This window comes from Streptomyces sp. CA189, assembly GCF_056428985.1.
Window position 1 is genome coordinate 390,198 of the sequence record NZ_JBWJVM010000001.1, and the last position, 15,959, is coordinate 406,156.

Genomic DNA, 15,959 nt, shown 5'->3' on the forward strand with positions numbered 1-15,959 from the left:
CGATGAGTCCCGTCCTCGCCGGGGTGCTCCAGCTGCTCGCGCTCGTCGCGGCCCTGGCCCTCGCCTATCGCCCCCTGGGCGATTACATGGCCCACGTCTACTCCTCGAAGAAGCACTACGCCCCCGAGAAGTGGATCTACAAGGCGGTCGGCGCCAACCCGAACGCCGAGATGCGCTGGCCGGCCTACCTGCGCTCGGTCCTCGCCTTCTCGGCGGTGAGCGTCCTCTTCCTCTACCTGCTCCAGCGCCTGCAGGGCCACCTGCCCGGCTCGCTCGGCTTCGTCTCCATCAAGCCGGACCAGGCCTTCAACACGGCCGCCTCCTTCGTGTCGAACACGAACTGGCAGTCGTACGCCGGTGAGCAGGCCATGGGCCCGCTCGTCCAGACCGGCGGCCTGGCGGTGCAGAACTTCCTCTCCGCCGCCGTGGGCATGGCCGTCGCCGCGGCCCTCGTACGGGGCTTCGCGCGCTCCCGCACCGGCGAGCTCGGCAACTTCTGGTCCGACCTCGTGCGCGGCACCGTCCGCATCCTGCTCCCGCTGGCGGTGATCGCCGCGGTCGTACTGGTGGCCTGCGGGGTCATCCAGAACTTCTCCGGCATCCACGAGGTCGGTCAGTTCTTGGGCGCGAAACAGCAGTGGAACGGCGGGGCGGTCGCCTCGCAGGAGGCCATCAAGGAACTCGGGACGAACGGCGGCGGCTACTTCAACGCCAACTCCGCCCACCCCTTCGAGAACCCGACCCCCTTCTCGAACCTCTTCGAGATCTTCCTGATCCTCCTCATCCCCTTCTCCCTCACCCGCACCTTCGGCCGGATGATCGGCTCGGTCCGCCAGGGCTACGCGATCCTCGCCACGATGGTCACCATCTGGCTCGGCTTCACCGCCCTGATGATGTGGACGGAATTCGGCCACCACGGCCCGGCTCTCCAGGCCGCGGGCGGCGCGATGGAGGGCAAGGAAGCCCGCTTCGGGATCGGCGCGTCCGCGATCTTCTCGGTCGCCACGACGCTGACCTCGACCGGCTCCGTCAACTCCTTCCACTCCTCCTACACCGGCCTCGGCGGCGGGATCCAGCTGCTGGGCATGCAGCTCGGCGAGATCGCGCCCGGCGGCGTCGGCTCCGGGCTCTACGGCATGCTGATCATGGCGATCATCGCGGTGTTCATCGCCGGCCTGATGGTCGGCCGCACCCCCGAGTACCTGGGCAAGAAGATCGGCACCCGCCAGATCAAGTTCGCCGCCTGCTACATCCTCATCACCCCGGCCCTGGTCCTCGGCTTCACGGCCCTGGCGATGGCCCTGCCCACCCCCGGGCACTCGATGTCCAACGGCGGCGCGCACGGCTTCTCCGAGATCCTCTACGCCTACACCTCGGCCGGCAACAACAACGGCTCGGCCTTCGCGGGCCTGAACGCCAACACCCAGTGGTTCAACACGACCACCGGTCTGGCGATGCTGCTCGGCCGCTTCCTGCCCATGGTCTTCGTCCTGGCCCTGGCGGGTTCGCTCGCCGAACAGCAGCCGGTCCCGGCGACGGCGGGCACCCTGCGCACCGAGAAGCCGCTGTTCACCTTCCTGCTCGTCGGCACGATCATCATCGTCACGGGCCTCACCTACTTCCCGGCCCTGGCGCTGGGCCCGCTCGCCGAAGGGCTCGCCTCATGAGCACCGTCACCCCCACCCGAGCCCCGCACGGGGACCTGCCCAGCGGTCACAAGCCCGAGAAGGCCAAGATCGGCGGCGGGATCTTCGACCCGAAGCAGCTGCTGAAGTCCTTCCCGGACGCGGTGCGCAAGCTCGACCCCCGCGTGATGGTCAAGTCGCCGGTCATGTTCGTGGTGCTGATCGGTTCCGTACTGACCACCGCGCTGGCGATCTCCGACCCCGGCAACCTCTTCGGCTGGGCGATCACCGCCTGGCTGTGGCTGACCACGATCTTCGCCAACCTCGCGGAGGCGGTGGCCGAGGGCCGGGGCAAGGCCCAGGCCGACACCCTGCGCAAGGCCAAGACCGACACCGTCGCCCGCCGCCTGAACGGCGCCGTCGAGGAGCAGGTGCCGGGCACGGATCTCCGTATCGGCGACCTGGTCGTGTGCGAGGCCGGGGACATCATCCCCGGCGACGGTGACGTCGTCGAAGGCGTCGCGTCCGTGGACGAATCGGCGATCACGGGTGAATCGGCCCCGGTCATCCGCGAGTCGGGCGGCGACCGCAGCGCCGTCACCGGCGGCACCAAGGTGCTCTCCGACCGGATCGTCATCAAGATCACCACGAAGCCCGGCGAGACCTTCATCGACCGCATGATCAACCTGGTCGAGGGCGCGTCCCGGCAGAAGACCCCCAACGAGATCGCGCTCAACATCCTGCTGGCCTCGCTGACCATCGTCTTCCTGCTCGCGGTGGTCACCCTCCAGCCGTTCGCGATGTACGCGGGCGCCAAGCAGTCGATGATCGTGCTGACCGCGCTGCTGGTCTGCCTCATCCCGACCACCATCGGCGCCCTGCTCTCCGCCATCGGCATCGCGGGCATGGACCGACTCGTCCAGCGCAACGTCCTGGCCATGTCGGGGCGCGCGGTGGAAGCGGCGGGTGACGTCTCGACCCTGCTCCTCGACAAGACCGGCACCATCACCCTCGGCAACCGCCAGGCGTCAGAGTTTGTCCCCGTCAAGGGCACGACGGAAGCCGCGCTGGCCGATGCGGCCCAGCTGTCCTCCCTCGCCGACGAGACCCCCGAGGGGCGCTCCATCGTGGTCCTGGCGAAGGAGAAGTACGGCCTGCGCGAACGCCACCAGGGCGAACTGACCGGCGCCGAATGGATCCCCTTCACCGCGCAGACCCGTATGTCGGGCGTCGACGTGGACGGCCGCAAGGTCCGCAAGGGCGCCGCCAATTCGATCACCGCCTGGGTCGGCGAACAGGGCGGTACGGTCGCCCCGGACGCGGGAGCCAAGGTCGACGAGATCTCCGGCGCCGGCGGTACCCCGCTGCTCGTCGCGGTGGAGGACGAGAAGGGCGCCCGCGTCCTCGGGGTCATCCACCTCAAGGACGTGGTCAAGGAGGGCATGCGCGAACGCTTCGACGAGCTGCGGCGCATGGGCATCAAGACCATCATGATCACCGGCGACAACCCGCTGACCGCCAAGGCCATCGCCGAGGAGGCGGGCGTCGACGACTTCCTCGCCGAGGCCACCCCCGAGGACAAGATGGCCCTCATCAAGCGGGAACAGGCCGGCGGAAAGCTCGTCGCGATGACCGGCGACGGCACGAACGACGCCCCGGCCCTCGCCCAGGCCGACGTCGGCGTGGCCATGAACACCGGCACCTCGGCCGCCAAGGAGGCCGGGAACATGGTGGACCTGGACTCCAACCCCACCAAGCTCATCGAAATCGTCGAGATCGGCAAACAGTTGCTGATCACCCGCGGCGCCCTGACCACCTTCTCCATCGCCAACGACGTCGCCAAGTACTTCGCGATCATCCCGGCCATGTTCGCGGCGGTCTACCCGGGCCTGGACAAGCTCAACGTCATGGGCCTGCACTCCCCCGACTCCGCGATCCTCTCGGCCGTCATCTTCAACGCGCTGGTCATCATCGCCCTGGTCCCGCTCGCCCTGAAGGGCGTCCAGTACCGGCCCACCAGCGCCGACAAGATGCTCCGCCGCAACCTCACCCTCTACGGACTCGGCGGCCTCGTCGCCCCGTTCATCGGCATCAAGCTCATCGACATGGTCGTCTCCCTCATCCCCGGCCTGCGCTGATTAGGAGCGTGCTGATCCCCATGAACAACTCCGTAGGCAACACCGCCCGCCTCCTCGGCGCCGGGCTGCGCGCCCTCCTCGTCCTCACCGTGCTGTGCGGGGTCCTCTACCCGCTCGCGATCACCGGCATCGCCCAGGCGGCCTTCGGCCACCAGGCCAACGGCTCCGAGATCAAGGACGCGAGCGGCAAGGTCGTCGGCTCCTCCCTGATCGGCCAGTCGTACGGGGACGACCTGCGCTGGTTCCAGGGCCGCCCGGCGGCGGGACTCGCCGAGAACACCGTCAACACCCAGTACGAGCTGCTGGTATCCGGCGCCACCAACAAGGCGGCGGACAGTCCGGAGCTGCTGAAGTCGGTGCGGGAGGCCAAGGCGAAGATCCTGCTCGACAACACCGTCCCGGGCTACGCCCCGCGGCCCGCCCAGATCCCGGCGGACGCCGTGACCTCCTCCGGCTCCGGCCTGGACCCGGACATCTCCCCGGCGTACGCGGAGCTCCAGACGGCCCGCGTCGCACAGCGCAACGGGCTCCCGGTGGCGGAGGTCGCGAAGCTGGTGAAGGCCCACACCGAGGGCCGCACCCTCGGCTTCATGGGCGAGCCGCGCGTCAACGTCCTGGAGCTGAACACGGCCCTGCGGGACCTCAAGCGGTGAGGGTGACCGGCTGGCTGTAGGCGTCGAGCGTGCCCGTGGTGGAGGTGACCAGCACGAGTTGACTTCCGCTCTCCTCCCTAAGGGGAAGAGATTCCTACCACGGTCGTCCGACCGTCTCGGTGGGTTCCTGCTTCTTCGCGCTGTGCCGGGACACGTCCCGGTCCTACCAGCGCTCGACAGGCTGACACTGCCAGTCCGGCAGCCTTGGCGACGTTGACCGCCGCGTTGATGTCCCGGTCAAGGACGGACCCGCACGCCTTGCACTCCCACTCGCGGATGTGCAGCGGCTTGGGTCCGTCCTTGAAGCCGCACTGCGAGCAGACCTGTGAAGTCGGCTCGAAGCGGCCGATGCGTACGAGGGTGCGCCCGTAACGGGCGGACTTGTACTCCAGCATGGCGATGAACGCCGACCATCCGGCGTCCTGAACGGACTTGGCCATGCGTGTGCGGCCGAGTCCTCTGACTGCCAGGTTCTCAACGGCAACCGCTTGGTTCTCGCGGATGATTCTTGTTGAGAGCTGATGGTGGAACTCGCGCCGCGCGTCGGCAATCCGTGCATGAGCGCGGGCGACCTTGATACGGGCCTTGGCCCGGTTGTTGCTGCCCTTTGCCTTGCGGGACAAGCGCCGCTGTTCCCGCTTCAGCTTCTTCTCCGCCCGGCGCAGGAAGCGCGGGGATTCGATCTTCGTACCGTCCGAGAGGATCGCGAAGTGCGTGAGCCCCAGGTCGATGCCGACCTGACCGGACACCTGGGGCAGCGCTTCATCCGTGCCGGTCTCGACCACGAATGAGGCAAAGTACCGTCCCGTCGCGTCCTTGATCACGGTCACCGTGGACGGCGTGGACGGCAGCGTGCGGGACCACTTCACCCGGACATCGCCGATCTTCGGCAACGACAGGTCGCCGCCGGTCGTGATCTTCCAACGGGCGTTGGCGGTGAACCGCATGGCCTGCCGGTTGTCCTTGCGGGACTTGAACCGCGGCGCACCCGTCTGGGGGCGCTTGCCCTTGAGGCCGTCGAAGAAGTTCCGGTACGCGGTGTCCAGGTCCCGAAGGGACTGCTGGAGCACGACGGCGGAGACCTCCCCGAGCCAGGACCGTTCCTCAGTCCTCTTCGCCTCGGTGATCAGCAGCTTCGAAAGGTCCCCGGTCCTCGGAAACGGCGCACCTTCGGTGCGGGCGGTCTCACGTGCGCGCAGCGCATCGTTGTACACCACCCGCGAGCACCCGAACGCCCTGGCCAGCGCCGAGCGCTGAGGACCGTTCGGATACATCCGGAAGGAGTACCTGAGCTGCATGGCGATCAGCGTATTGCAGATGGTTTATGGCTGAATATCGGAACATCCGTACGCGTCGGCACTGCGCCACGTGCACCTACTCGCGACCTTCCCACCGAAGGTCGCCCTCTCCACGCTGTCAACTCGCCCAAGAGCGTCAGCTCTCGCAGACGCCGCCAGGCGACGGCCTACCCGCTGCCGTGGGGCCAGACCGGGACCGGGGGTGTGCAGTCGCCTGGGGCGGGGTCAAGCGCAACCGGCTCTTCATCACCGCCGAGACGAGCCTCTACTCGGCGGTCATGGGAGTCACCGGCACCCACCCGACCGGACCGGGGCGCAGGCCCTGGCTGGACGGTCCCGGCCGGCCCTGAAATCCCGGTGCCGGGCGCCGGGCTCCGCTGGCACACTCCCCGCATGGACGACGCCACCGGCGCGGATGAGACCCGCCATTCCGTACGCGAGATGACCGAGCCCGACATCGACGCCGTCGCCGCCCTGCGCGTGAGCGGCTGGCGCCACGCCTACGCCGGGCTGATGCCGCAGTCGTACCTGGACGGCCTCAGCGTCGCCGCGTACGCCGAGCAGCGGCGCGCGGCCTTCGCCGATCCGGCCAACGCCGCGACCAACCTCGTGGCCGAGGGCCCCGACGGGGCGGTCCTCGGCTGGGCCGCCTTCGGCCCCGCGCAGGGTGAGGCCGTCGAGGACAGCGCGGGCACGGCGGGCACCGCGGGCACGGCGCCGGACGAGGGCGAGCTGTACGCCCTGTACGCACGCCCCGACGTCATCGGCACCGGGGTCGGCCGCACCCTGCTGACCGAGGTGCTGCGCCGGGCGCCCTACCCCGCGGTGCGGCTGTGGGTGCTCGAGGGCAATGCCCGGGCACGCCGTTTCTACGAGCGCGCCGGCTTCCGCCCCGACGGCGGTGTCCACGTCGACGAGGCGGACGGCTTCCCGGTGCCCGAGCTCCGCTACCGGCGGACCGCCGCCTCGCACTGAGCGGCCGCGGGGGCCGCCGCGCCGTCCGAGGGCCGCCGTACCGCCCCGGAGGCCGCCGCGCCGTCCCGGGGGTCACGGCAGCCGTTCCGCCAGCGCCCGGGCCATCGCGACGGTCGGGACCGCCTCCCGCGTCCGCCGGTACGGGGTCAGGTCGCGCAGCAGCCGGCCGAGGGCCTCGCGTACCGCGCGCGACTGCACCGCCGGGGCCGCCGTGAGGAACGCCCGCCAGTGCTCGCACGCCCGGGTGAGGTGGCCCAAGCGCAGCAGGGTCTCGGCGAGGGCGGCGTGCGTGAGCGCGGTGGCCCGGTGCTGGCCGGCCGCGCGGCCGCGCAGGGACCGCTCCAACGCGTCGGCCGCGGCCGGGAACTCGCCGAGTGCGAGGTGGGTTCGAGCCCGGGCGAAGTCGAGATCGGCCCGGGCGTACGAATCGAAGGGCCCGTCGGGCGGCTTCACCGCGTGCCGCCCGTGCAACCGGTCGGCGGCGGCCAGATCCGCGGCGGCGGCCGCCCGTTGACCGGCATGGGCGTGCGCGGCCGCGCGCTGGACCAGGAGGAACGCCAGCGTGCCGGGCTCCCCGTCGGCGGGCGCGGTCTCCACCGCCGTCCTGGCGAGCCGTACCGCGTGCGCGGGCTGCCCGAGCCGGCCGGCGTGCGCGCTCATCGCGCGCAGGGTGATGGCGTACATCCGCCGGTCCCCGGCCTGCCGGGCCAGCCCGAGGGCGATGCCGTGGTACTCCTGCGCGAGCCCGTGGTAGCCGGCGTCGGCCGTCATCTCCGCAAGCAGGTGCGCTAGTTGGGCGTACCCGCGCCATACGTCCGCCGCCCCGCACCCCGGCCCCGACACCGCCAGTCCGGGGACCCCCCGTCCGGCAGCCCGAGCCCGGCCGCGGACGGCCGGCCCCGGGCGGTCCGGGTGGCGGGCCGCGAAGGCGCCCGCGTCCTGGGCCAGCCAGGCCGCCAGGGCCGCGCGGGTGTGGACACCGCCGTGGGTGAGGTAGAGGCCCGAGAAACTCGCCGCGAGGGCCCTCAACTGCTCGGCGTGCGCAGCGAGGTGCCGCCGCGCGGCGAGCTCCGCGATGCCGGCACCCGCAGCCGTACGCGTACCCGTAGCCGTACGCGCACCCGCACCCGTAGCCGCACCCACCCCCGCACCCGTGCCCCCGGCGGCCTCGCCCGGGCTGCCCTCCGCCGGATCCGGGTCCCACACCGGGGCCGGCACCGGCACCGGCTGGTACGGGCTGCGCAGCAGCGGCGCCCTGCTGTGCGGGTCCACGTCCGCCCTGGCCTGCAGCGCCAGCCGGAGCAGCCCCTCTCCCCCGTCTTCGGCCGCCGCCGCCCCCGGACCGGGCCCGCCCCGTACGCCCGGCCCCTCCGCGCCCCCGCCGATCCCCGCCTCCGCGACCGTGACCAGCCGCCCGCACCGCTCCGTCAGCGCCGCCGCTATCAGCTCGGGCACGGGCCGGCGCGGCCTGGTGCCCGACAGCCAGTGCGCGACGGCGGTCCGGTCGTAGCGCAGGGCCAGCCCGTGCAGGGTCCCGAGCGCGTTGACCGCCCGCGCCAGTTCCGCCCCGCTCCACCCGGCCTCGGCCAGCAGGTCCCCCAGCCGGGCGTTGGCCACCCGCCGCCCGCTCACGCGGCCCGCCCCGGGCGGGATCCCGTATTCAACGCTTTCACCACTGCACCCCCCGCATTGCCTTCTCCCCGTCCGCTCCCTGGTGTTCGCTGGAGCCGTCCCCATCGGATTCCACGGACCGGAGAAGCATGTCTGCCTCGGAAACGGCCAATCCCCCCGCACCCGCCGCGTACGCGTACCCGTTCCCCTATCGGATTTCCGGCGTCGGCGCCCAGATCGGCGAGGTCATCTCCGTCGAGGAATGGGCCCGGCTCGCGCACATCCCGCACCGCAAGCGGGCCGGCGAGGAAATCAGCGGTTCCGATATCGAGCGCATACTCGGGGTCACCTCCAAGAGCTGGGACCGGGAGCGCTTCGCCTCGCTCGACACCGTCGTCGACGTCGCCCGCGCCGCCCTGCGCTCCGCCCTTGCCGAACCCGAGGACATCGACGCCGTCTTCGTCGCCACGTGCACCCCGTACGAGATCATGCTCGACCAGGACGCCTTCAACCTGCTGCGCCGCCTGCGCATCCCGGACAGCGTGCCGCCCTTCCAGCTCGGCGCCGGCTGCGGCGGGCTCTCCCGCGTCGCCGCGCACCTGGCCCGGTCGGGGGCCCGCCGCGCACTGGTGATCTCGTACAACGCCGCGAGCCCCATCGGAATCGACGAGAACGGCATCATTTCCCAGTACAGCGGCGCCGACGGAGAGCATCCCTTCGCGCACACCCTGTGGTGTTCCGGGGCGTTGTTCTCCGATGCCGCAACCGCGCTCGTATTCGAGCGGGACGAAAGCTTCGAGGGCGGCCTCGGCTTCTATTCGCGCGATTCCCACGATTTCGGGGGCGAGCCAGGATTCAGCGATCCGCTCATCCATTACCCCGGCGGCGGCGCCGCCCACCCGCCGGGCTTTCCCGGATCCGCGGAGCTCTCCGCATTCGGACTCAACGGACCGGAACTGGCCCGCTATTACTCGCGCGGCATGATGCTGAACCAGGAGACCATGGACGCCCACCGCCCCGGCTTCGTGGACGAGGTCCGGCGGATCTACACGCACCAGGCCGGCCCGGCGCTGGTCGAGAACTACCACCAGCTCGCCGGCCTGGACACCCGCAAGGCCCCCGCGCACGCCCGCGAACTCGGCAACCTGGTCACCTCCGCGACCCCGGTGCTCTTCTACACCGACGTGGTGAACAGCCTGGTCGGCGCGGGCGACACCGTCTGCTTCTCCGTCATCGGCGCAGGTCCCGAGCGCGGGGCCTTCCTCGCGCGGGTGGCGATCCCGGGCGAGGTCACCGTCACCACACCGCTGCCGCCCGTCCCGGCCGCCGCCGAGACCGCCGGGGCCACCGATCTCGCCGGGGCCACCCAGTCCGCCCGGGCCGTCCAGGCCGTCCAGCCCACCGAGCCCGCCCGAGCCGCCCGGGCCGCCCGAGCCGCCCAAGCCGCCCGAGCCGCCCAAGCCGCCCGGGCCGTCCAGGCCGTCCAGGCCGCCCCGGCACCCGGAGCCCCCGGAAGCACCGCCACCGCGTAGACGCACGCCCCACCTCCTTCGAAACGAGTCCGCCGTGCACATCGCCCTCGCCGGGGCGGCCAGCCCCACCGGCATCCGGCTCGCCGCCGAACTGCTCGGCCGCGGCCACCACCTGACCCTGCTCACCGCCACCGACGTACGGCAGAGCAGGCTCCTGCTGGCCCGTCAGCTCGCGCTGATCGGGCTGTATCCCGAGTACGTGGACCTCCTCGCGGCCCGCCTCGACGCGCGCCGGGGCGCCGAGGTCCTGGCCGGGGCGGCGCCCGCCCCGGCCGGCGCGCCCACCGGCCGCTTCGACGCCGTCTGGTGCGTGGAGCAGCCCGCCGCCACCGCGGCGGCGCTGCTGCCGCTCGCCTCCGGGGGGGAGGGGCGTACGGCATTCCACCTGGTCACCGTCGGAGATTCGGGTCCGGCCGGGCGTACGGTCGCTGCCGCGGCCGTACGGGACGGGTTCCCGGCCGGGGTGCACTGCCTGGCCCCGACCGTCAGCGACCTGGCCGACCACGCGGAGCTGCCCCGGCCGGCCTTCACCCGGCTCGCGGTGGCCGAGTCGGTCCGGCCGGTTCCGGCGGGGGCCGCGGAGCCGGGGGCCCCGGCTCCGGTCAGCCTGCTGCCCCTGGCCCCCGCCGCCCGCGCCCTGGCGGAGGCCGCCGAGGAAACGGGCTGGTCGGGGCTGCGCCGCGTCGGCTGGGTGCACGCCCACCCCACCGAGCCCTCGGAGCTGACCCGGGCGGTCGGCCCGGAGCTGGCCCCGGGCCTGCTGCGGCGCCTGTCGGGGCTCCAGCCCGCGGCCGCCACCACCGAAGTGGACGCCCCGCCGCTCGGCACCGGGTACCTCACCCGGGCTGCGGCACCCGTCCTGCCTCCCGTCCGGAGGCCCTCCCGGCAGCCGGCCCGGACACCGGAGCGGGTGTGAGCGCGGCCGGGCGCCCCTGGCGGGAGCGGCGCGTGGTGGACGGCCTGGCGGACGCCCTGCGGGAGGCGGCCTCGGAACGCTTCCTGGGCAGCGGGCGGACGCCGGCGAAGGCTGCGTCGGCATCGGCGGCGGCAGTGCCCGGGGCATCCGAGGCGGACCGGGTCGCAACGTCCGGAAGGTCCGGAAGGCTCGGGAAGTAATGGGGCGCCATGGCCAGGGCATATGCGTATGGATCATTCATGGTTCCAGGACAAGCTGCCCGGCCCACCCCCGCAACTCAAGCCGACGACGCGTCACATCGCCCCGCTTGACAGGTTTTCGCATGTGGCAGAACGTGCCGCCGATCCGACACGCCCAAGGCCCGCCCTTGACGTTCTCACCCGTTCGGGCGCACACCCCCCACGGCCGGTCCGCACCCGCGCCCACCGGCCTCCATCTGCGAAGACACGCCCGGGAGAGGACGACACGGCAGTGACTTGCCGTCAGTTCACCGTGTGAGGCGCCCCTCCGGGGAGCGTGGCGGGGTCCACTGCTCTCGGGACCGGCCGCCCGAGCCGGACCAGGAGGGATTCCCCATGCCCCGCGCCAAGTGGGTGGCCGGTGTACTGACGGTGGCTCTGCTGTGCACCGGCCTAGGGGTGTTGCACACCACCGAAGGCGGCCGGCCGGCCGCCCCGACCGCGGGCGACGCCCTTACCTCGCGGGTCCTGGGGCTGTCCGGCCCGCGCCGGCTGGCCCGGCAGTTGGAGCACTCCGGCGGACACACCACCGGCAAGGGCTCCCGGCGGCCCGGGCGGTCGGCGGCCGCGGCCCTTCCGGCCTCGCGGCCGCTGCGCCTGGTCATCCCGGGCCTCGGAACGGACGTACCGCTGACAGGCGGTACCCCGCCGGGCGGGGCGGAGGGGCGACAGGGCGCGGCGGACTCGGAGCCCGGGGCCGCCGATGCCGAACCGCCCGTCCCGGACAGTGCCGTCTGGGACTCCTCGGGCCCGGCACCGGGCTCGGCCGGCACCGCCGCGGTCTCCGCCGACCTCCCCCGGATCGGCGAACTCCGGCGCGGGCAGACGATCGAGGTACCGCGCGTCGACCGGCGTACGGCCGTGTTCACCGTGTACCGGGTCTCCCCCACCGGGATCTCCGAGCGCGGCACATCCTCCGGCCGGGCCCAACTCCGGCTGACCAGCGGCGAAACGGCCGTCCTGGCCCGCCTCACCGGCCACCATCGCACCCCCCGCTGACCGGCGGCGGCACCCGAAAGACGGACACCCCCTGCGGCCACCTGACGGCCGTGGGGGGTGTCTTCGTCCCCCGGTCGGGGGACGCTGCGGCCCCGTTGGAGAGTCCGCCCGCGTGTCGGGGCACACCCTCCGCATGAGCGGTAACCGGCGTGCGCAGACGGCATCGGACAGGGCCCTGATGACGGCCCTGACCGTGCTCTGCGCCGTGCTGCTGTGCCTGTTCGGCTTCGGCGGATCCGGTCCGTCCGGCGCGACGGCCGAAGGTGCCCGCTCCGCCCCCAGCGCCCCGGCCGAGCCCACCGAGTCACCGGCCGATCCGGCCGGCGATCCCGAAGTACGGGTGGCGGTACGGGGTCCCGCGCGCGGGGTCCCCGGCGTCCGGGGACTGCAGCGGCCCGTGTTTCACGTGAAACCTCCCCGGTCCGGCCCCACGGCGCCGGACCCGCGCCCGGCGGGGACCGGCGCACCGCCGGCATCCCTGCGGGCGGTACGGAGCGTGGTGCTGCGCTGCTGACCGGACGGAGAGGCCGAGCAGCAGCACCGCGCGCCCCGCACAGCCGGCTCACCCGGCACACCCCCGTGCCCTTGGCGCGCGTCCCCCCACACCCCCGAAACACCGTGAGGTTCCGCCATGCCCTTCGACCCGTACCTCGCCCTGAACGCCATGCTCCGCGCCGAGGCCGCCCGCTTCTCCCCGCCGGCCCCGCCCGTACGCAAGCAGGAACCCGAGTCCGCCAAGACCGCCCAGACCACCGCGGAGACCCCGGCCGGAGACGACACGGCCGCGTAGGGCGTCGCGCAGCGGCATCACGACATGAGGAGGCACCGGTTCCCGCGCCCTCGGCAACGGAGAGTGGTCACGTGAGGTTCGACCACGGAGCGCGGGAACCGGCGCCTCATTCAGTCTCATCCATCCGACACCCACGAACCTCCGCCTTATGTTCCGATATGCCCGGCCGAAAGTACTGCTCAGCCGAGTTGTCCCCCGTGACAAAACCTGCCCTGACCAGCGATCATGAGCCGCATCTCGGGGTTCCGTATGCGCTCGGCCGTTGCAGGGGGGAACGGCGGGGCAACCGCCGCTCGGCGCCGCGCTTCCCGCTCGATCCCCACCGCTCTTCGCCGAAGGATTTCGCTGGTGCGTCCTGCCCGCGCGACCGCCCTGCTCACCGCAGGCCTCGTCGCCCTTCTCGGCATACCGGCCTCCGCGGCCGCCGCCGAGCCCCCGCCCTACCTGTATGTGGACAAGCAGGACAGGTACTGCCGGGACCACCTGTCCGGCTCGAAGGACACCCCCTTCTGCACGATCGGCGCAGCGATCAAGGTGGTCCGGCCCGGGCAGACCGTGCGGATCAACGCGCACGACCAGTACGTGAGCAGCCTCACGATCGAGCGCTCCGGAGAGCCGGGCAAGCCGATCACATTCGCCTTCGTCGACGATGGCGTCGGCTGGACCGACAACGTCGGGACCCTGGCCATCAGCGGGGCCTCCCACATCGTGTTCCGAGGGGGGCGGGTCAGCGACGGCATCCACATCAGCCGTTCCCACAACGTGGTGCTGGACAGGGTCTCCCACTATCCGGAGGGACCCTCGCTCTCGGTCAGCGGGGCAAGCACGGACGTGCGGGTCAGCCGGAGCAGCATCGGCGGCACCCGGATCGAAGGCGGGTCCCAGCGCACCGTCCTCAGCCGCAATTACGTGAGGAGCGCCTCACCGCCTCTCTCTGTGGTGGACGCTCCGGGCACCGTCATCACCAACAACAGCATCTTCAGTGCGAGTCACCCCGCGAGCGGCAAGGGCAACTGCCCGACGACCCTCTCCATCAGCGGCACCTCGACAGGCTCCTCGCTGTTCAACAACCTGCTCCGCACCGACTCGGACCACGTGGACTGCACGCTCACCCAGCTCTCCGTGTCGAAGAGCGCCGCAGCCGGAACCCGCGCGGACTACAACCTGATCGCGGGCGCGGAGGGCGTGTCGACCGTCCCCTACCGCTGGGCCGGTACCGCGTACCCGAGCGCGGCGGCGTTCCTGGCCGCCACCGGGCAGGGCACCCACGACATCCTGCTCCCCACCCACGTGGGCATGACCGCCAGCTCGATCCTCGTCGACTCCGCCGACGCGACGGCACCCGGTGTACTGCCCGTCGACTTCACCGAAGAGCCGATGGCGGACGACCCCCGCGTGCCCAACACCGGCAAGAACGGGGGCTACCTGGACCGCGGGGCCCGCGAGGCCCAGGACGGCCTGAGCTCGGCATGGATGAAGATCGACCAGCCCTGGGCCACGGTGGGCACACCGGTGACGGTACGGGGCGGCTCGGACAGCATCTGGCCCACGGAGATGACGTACAAGGTGGACTTCGGTGACGGGACGGCCCCCGCCGTCGTCCGCCCCGGCGGCACGGCCGAGTTCACCGCCACCCACGCGTACAGCTCCCCGTGCCTCTGCACGGTCAAGATGACGGCGTACAACCGCGCCGGTACCAAGGTCTCCGAGGAGCAGCAGATCCGGGCGACCGTCCCCGGCCCTCTGACCACCGTCGTCACCGCCACACCGAGCCTGCCGGACCCGGATCACCCGGATCTGTATGTCCACCCGCTGGGTGTCAGGGTCGATACGACCATGACCTCCTCACAAGGTCCGATCAAGCGGGTGGACGTGCAGTTCGGTGACGGCACCGGCGATTACCGCTCGGATCTCGGCGCCTTCGGCCACTCCTACAAGCTGCCCGGCACGTACGAAGTGACGGCCACCGTAGAGGACCTGAAGGGTGTGAAGTCCACGGCCAAGTGCAGGGTGACGGTGGGCTACGCGCCGTCCGGCTACACGGCCGAAGAACCGCTCCGCGTGCTCGACACCCGTATCACCAAGCAGCCCGTCCAGGGTGGGGTCCCCAGGCTCGTGGAGTTCGGCACCGAAGAAGGGCCGAGCATCCCTCCGTGGTTCAGCATGTCGGCGGCGGTCGTGAACGTCACCGTCACGGACGCCACCGAGGACACCCACCTCACCGTCTGGCCCTCCGGCCAGCCCCGCCCCGAGACCTCGAACGTCAACGTCGTCAGAGGCAGCACCTCCTCCAACACCGTCACCGTCCCGGTCAGCTGGGGCGGCACCGTCCAGGCCCAGCTCAATTCCGGCAAGGCTTCGCTGATCGTGGACTTCGTCGGCTATTACCAGCCGAACTCCGGGCGGCGCTTCTCCCCGCTCACCCCGAGCCGGGTCATGGACACCCGTACGTCGGGTGGTGCGCTGGGCGGCGGCAAGACCCGCACGGTCAAGGTGGCCGGCGTCAACGGCGTCCCCGCCGATGCCACCGCCGTGACTCTGAACCTGACGAGCACCGGCGCCACCGAGCAGGCCCACGTGATCGCCTACCCGGACCCGGCGAAACGTCCGAAGACCTCGAACCTGAACGTGGAGCCGGGCAAGGACAAGTCCAACCAGGCGATCGTCCCGGTCGGCCCCGACGGCACGATCACCCTCTTCACCAACTCGGGCTCCACCCACCTGGTCCTCGACACCGTCGGCTACTACGGCATGAGCGGGAAGACCCTCTTCACTCCCGCCATCCCGAAGCGCCTGGCCGACACCCGCACCACCGGCAAGGTCGCCCCGGGCGCCACCACCACCGTCCCCGGCCTCCCGGCGAACGCCGTGGGCGCGGCCCTGAACGTCACCGCGACCGACTCCACCGGACCCGGCTTCCTCACCGCGTACGCCTTCGGCGCCACCCGGCCCGGCGCCAGCAGCCTCAACACGCTGCCTGGCGTCACGGTCCCGAACCACGTCATGACCCCCGTCGGAACCGGCGGCAAGGTCAGCATCTTCAACAGCTACGGCGGCTCCAACCACGTGATCACCGACCTCCTCGGCTACTTCACCACCGGCTGACCCCACCCCGAGCACGTACGCCGGAGCCCCGGCCCCCGCACGCGGCGGGTGGCCGGGGCTCCGGCGTACGCGGGCCGG

The 15,959-nt window shown here is 71.9% G+C and carries 12 protein-coding genes and 1 pseudogene; 11 read left to right on the plus strand and 2 right to left on the minus strand.

All coding sequences use genetic code 11. The features are described from left to right. Nucleotides 1-2 precede the first annotated feature (2 nt). Genes kdpA through kdpC form a run of 3 tightly spaced genes read left to right on the plus strand, consistent with a single transcriptional unit; the run spans nucleotide 3 to nucleotide 4,416 of the window. Nucleotides 3-1,667, plus strand: coding sequence for a potassium-transporting ATPase subunit KdpA (kdpA, locus tag AC061S_RS01875; protein WP_478684003.1), 1,665 nt, complete (start codon nucleotides 3-5; stop codon nucleotides 1,665-1,667). Then, a complete protein-coding gene (kdpB, locus tag AC061S_RS01880) occupies nucleotides 1,664-3,763 on the plus strand; it encodes a potassium-transporting ATPase subunit KdpB (RefSeq protein WP_478684004.1) in 2,100 nt (699 codons plus the stop codon). The genes kdpA and kdpB overlap by 4 nt, the downstream gene beginning before the upstream one ends. 20 nt (nucleotides 3,764-3,783) lie before the next feature. Next, nucleotides 3,784-4,416 (plus strand): potassium-transporting ATPase subunit KdpC, encoded by a 633-nt coding sequence (kdpC, locus tag AC061S_RS01885; protein ID WP_478684005.1) that lies wholly within the window; start codon nucleotides 3,784-3,786, stop codon nucleotides 4,414-4,416. A 77-nt stretch (nucleotides 4,417-4,493) separates the two neighbouring features. On the opposite strand, the gene AC061S_RS01890 is transcribed toward kdpC, so the two are convergent. After that, nucleotides 4,494-5,714, minus strand: coding sequence for an RNA-guided endonuclease InsQ/TnpB family protein (locus AC061S_RS01890; protein ID WP_478684006.1), 1,221 nt, complete (start codon nucleotides 5,712-5,714; stop codon nucleotides 4,494-4,496). Nucleotides 5,715-5,923: 209 nt separating this feature from the next. Here AC061S_RS01890 and AC061S_RS01895 point away from each other — a divergent pair. Together AC061S_RS01895 and AC061S_RS01900 are read left to right on the plus strand one after the other, a co-directional pair. Beyond that, nucleotides 5,924-6,064, plus strand: a pseudogene (locus tag AC061S_RS01895) (SMP-30/gluconolactonase/LRE family protein); the annotation flags it as partial. A 43-nt stretch (nucleotides 6,065-6,107) separates the two neighbouring features. Next, nucleotides 6,108-6,689, plus strand: a complete 582-nt coding sequence (locus AC061S_RS01900; protein WP_478684007.1) for an N-acetyltransferase family protein — start codon at nucleotides 6,108-6,110, stop codon at nucleotides 6,687-6,689. A 72-nt stretch (nucleotides 6,690-6,761) separates the two neighbouring features. Here the strand turns inward: AC061S_RS01900 and AC061S_RS01905 are convergent, their stop codons facing one another. After that, on the minus strand, nucleotides 6,762-8,321 hold the full coding sequence (locus AC061S_RS01905) for a hypothetical protein (RefSeq protein ID WP_478684008.1): 1,560 nt from the start codon (nucleotides 8,319-8,321) through the stop codon (nucleotides 6,762-6,764). 128 nt (nucleotides 8,322-8,449) lie between these two features. Between AC061S_RS01905 and AC061S_RS01910 the strand changes: the two genes are divergently transcribed. From AC061S_RS01910 to AC061S_RS01935, 6 genes are all read left to right on the plus strand, one after another. After that, complete coding sequence (locus AC061S_RS01910) at nucleotides 8,450-9,832, plus strand: 3-oxoacyl-[acyl-carrier-protein] synthase III C-terminal domain-containing protein (protein WP_478684009.1); 1,383 nt, start codon at nucleotides 8,450-8,452, stop codon at nucleotides 9,830-9,832. A gap of 34 nt (nucleotides 9,833-9,866) precedes the next feature. Continuing rightward, a complete protein-coding gene (locus AC061S_RS01915; RefSeq protein ID WP_478684010.1) occupies nucleotides 9,867-10,748 on the plus strand; it encodes a hypothetical protein in 882 nt (293 codons plus the stop codon). Between the two features lie 575 nt (nucleotides 10,749-11,323). After that, nucleotides 11,324-11,986 carry a sortase family protein gene (locus tag AC061S_RS01920; RefSeq protein ID WP_478684011.1) on the plus strand — a complete coding sequence of 221 codons (663 nt, stop codon included), beginning with the start codon at nucleotides 11,324-11,326 and terminating at the stop codon, nucleotides 11,984-11,986. A 133-nt stretch (nucleotides 11,987-12,119) separates the two neighbouring features. Next, complete coding sequence (locus AC061S_RS01925) at nucleotides 12,120-12,500, plus strand: hypothetical protein (RefSeq protein WP_478684012.1); 381 nt, start codon at nucleotides 12,120-12,122, stop codon at nucleotides 12,498-12,500. A gap of 117 nt (nucleotides 12,501-12,617) precedes the next feature. Further along, nucleotides 12,618-12,776, plus strand: coding sequence for a hypothetical protein (locus AC061S_RS01930; protein WP_478684013.1), 159 nt, complete (start codon nucleotides 12,618-12,620; stop codon nucleotides 12,774-12,776). A gap of 348 nt (nucleotides 12,777-13,124) precedes the next feature. Beyond that, entirely contained in the window at nucleotides 13,125-15,881 is a 2,757-nt protein-coding gene (locus tag AC061S_RS01935) for a right-handed parallel beta-helix repeat-containing protein (protein WP_478684014.1), read from the plus strand. Nucleotides 15,882-15,959 lie beyond the last annotated feature (78 nt).

Coding starts and splice junctions, on each gene's coding strand:
- AC061S_RS01930 (WP_478684013.1), top strand. CDS start 12,618: ATGCCCTTCGACCCGTACCTCGCCCTGAACGCCATGCTCCGCGCCGAG.
- AC061S_RS01890 (WP_478684006.1), bottom strand. CDS start 5,714: ATGCAGCTCAGGTACTCCTTCCGGATGTATCCGAACGGTCCTCAGCGC.
- kdpC (WP_478684005.1), top strand. CDS start 3,784: ATGAACAACTCCGTAGGCAACACCGCCCGCCTCCTCGGCGCCGGGCTG.
- AC061S_RS01925 (WP_478684012.1), top strand. CDS start 12,120: ATGAGCGGTAACCGGCGTGCGCAGACGGCATCGGACAGGGCCCTGATG.
- AC061S_RS01920 (WP_478684011.1), top strand. CDS start 11,324: ATGCCCCGCGCCAAGTGGGTGGCCGGTGTACTGACGGTGGCTCTGCTG.
- AC061S_RS01900 (WP_478684007.1), top strand. CDS start 6,108: ATGGACGACGCCACCGGCGCGGATGAGACCCGCCATTCCGTACGCGAG.
- AC061S_RS01910 (WP_478684009.1), top strand. CDS start 8,450: ATGTCTGCCTCGGAAACGGCCAATCCCCCCGCACCCGCCGCGTACGCG.
- kdpB (WP_478684004.1), top strand. CDS start 1,664: ATGAGCACCGTCACCCCCACCCGAGCCCCGCACGGGGACCTGCCCAGC.
- kdpA (WP_478684003.1), top strand. CDS start 3: ATGAGTCCCGTCCTCGCCGGGGTGCTCCAGCTGCTCGCGCTCGTCGCG.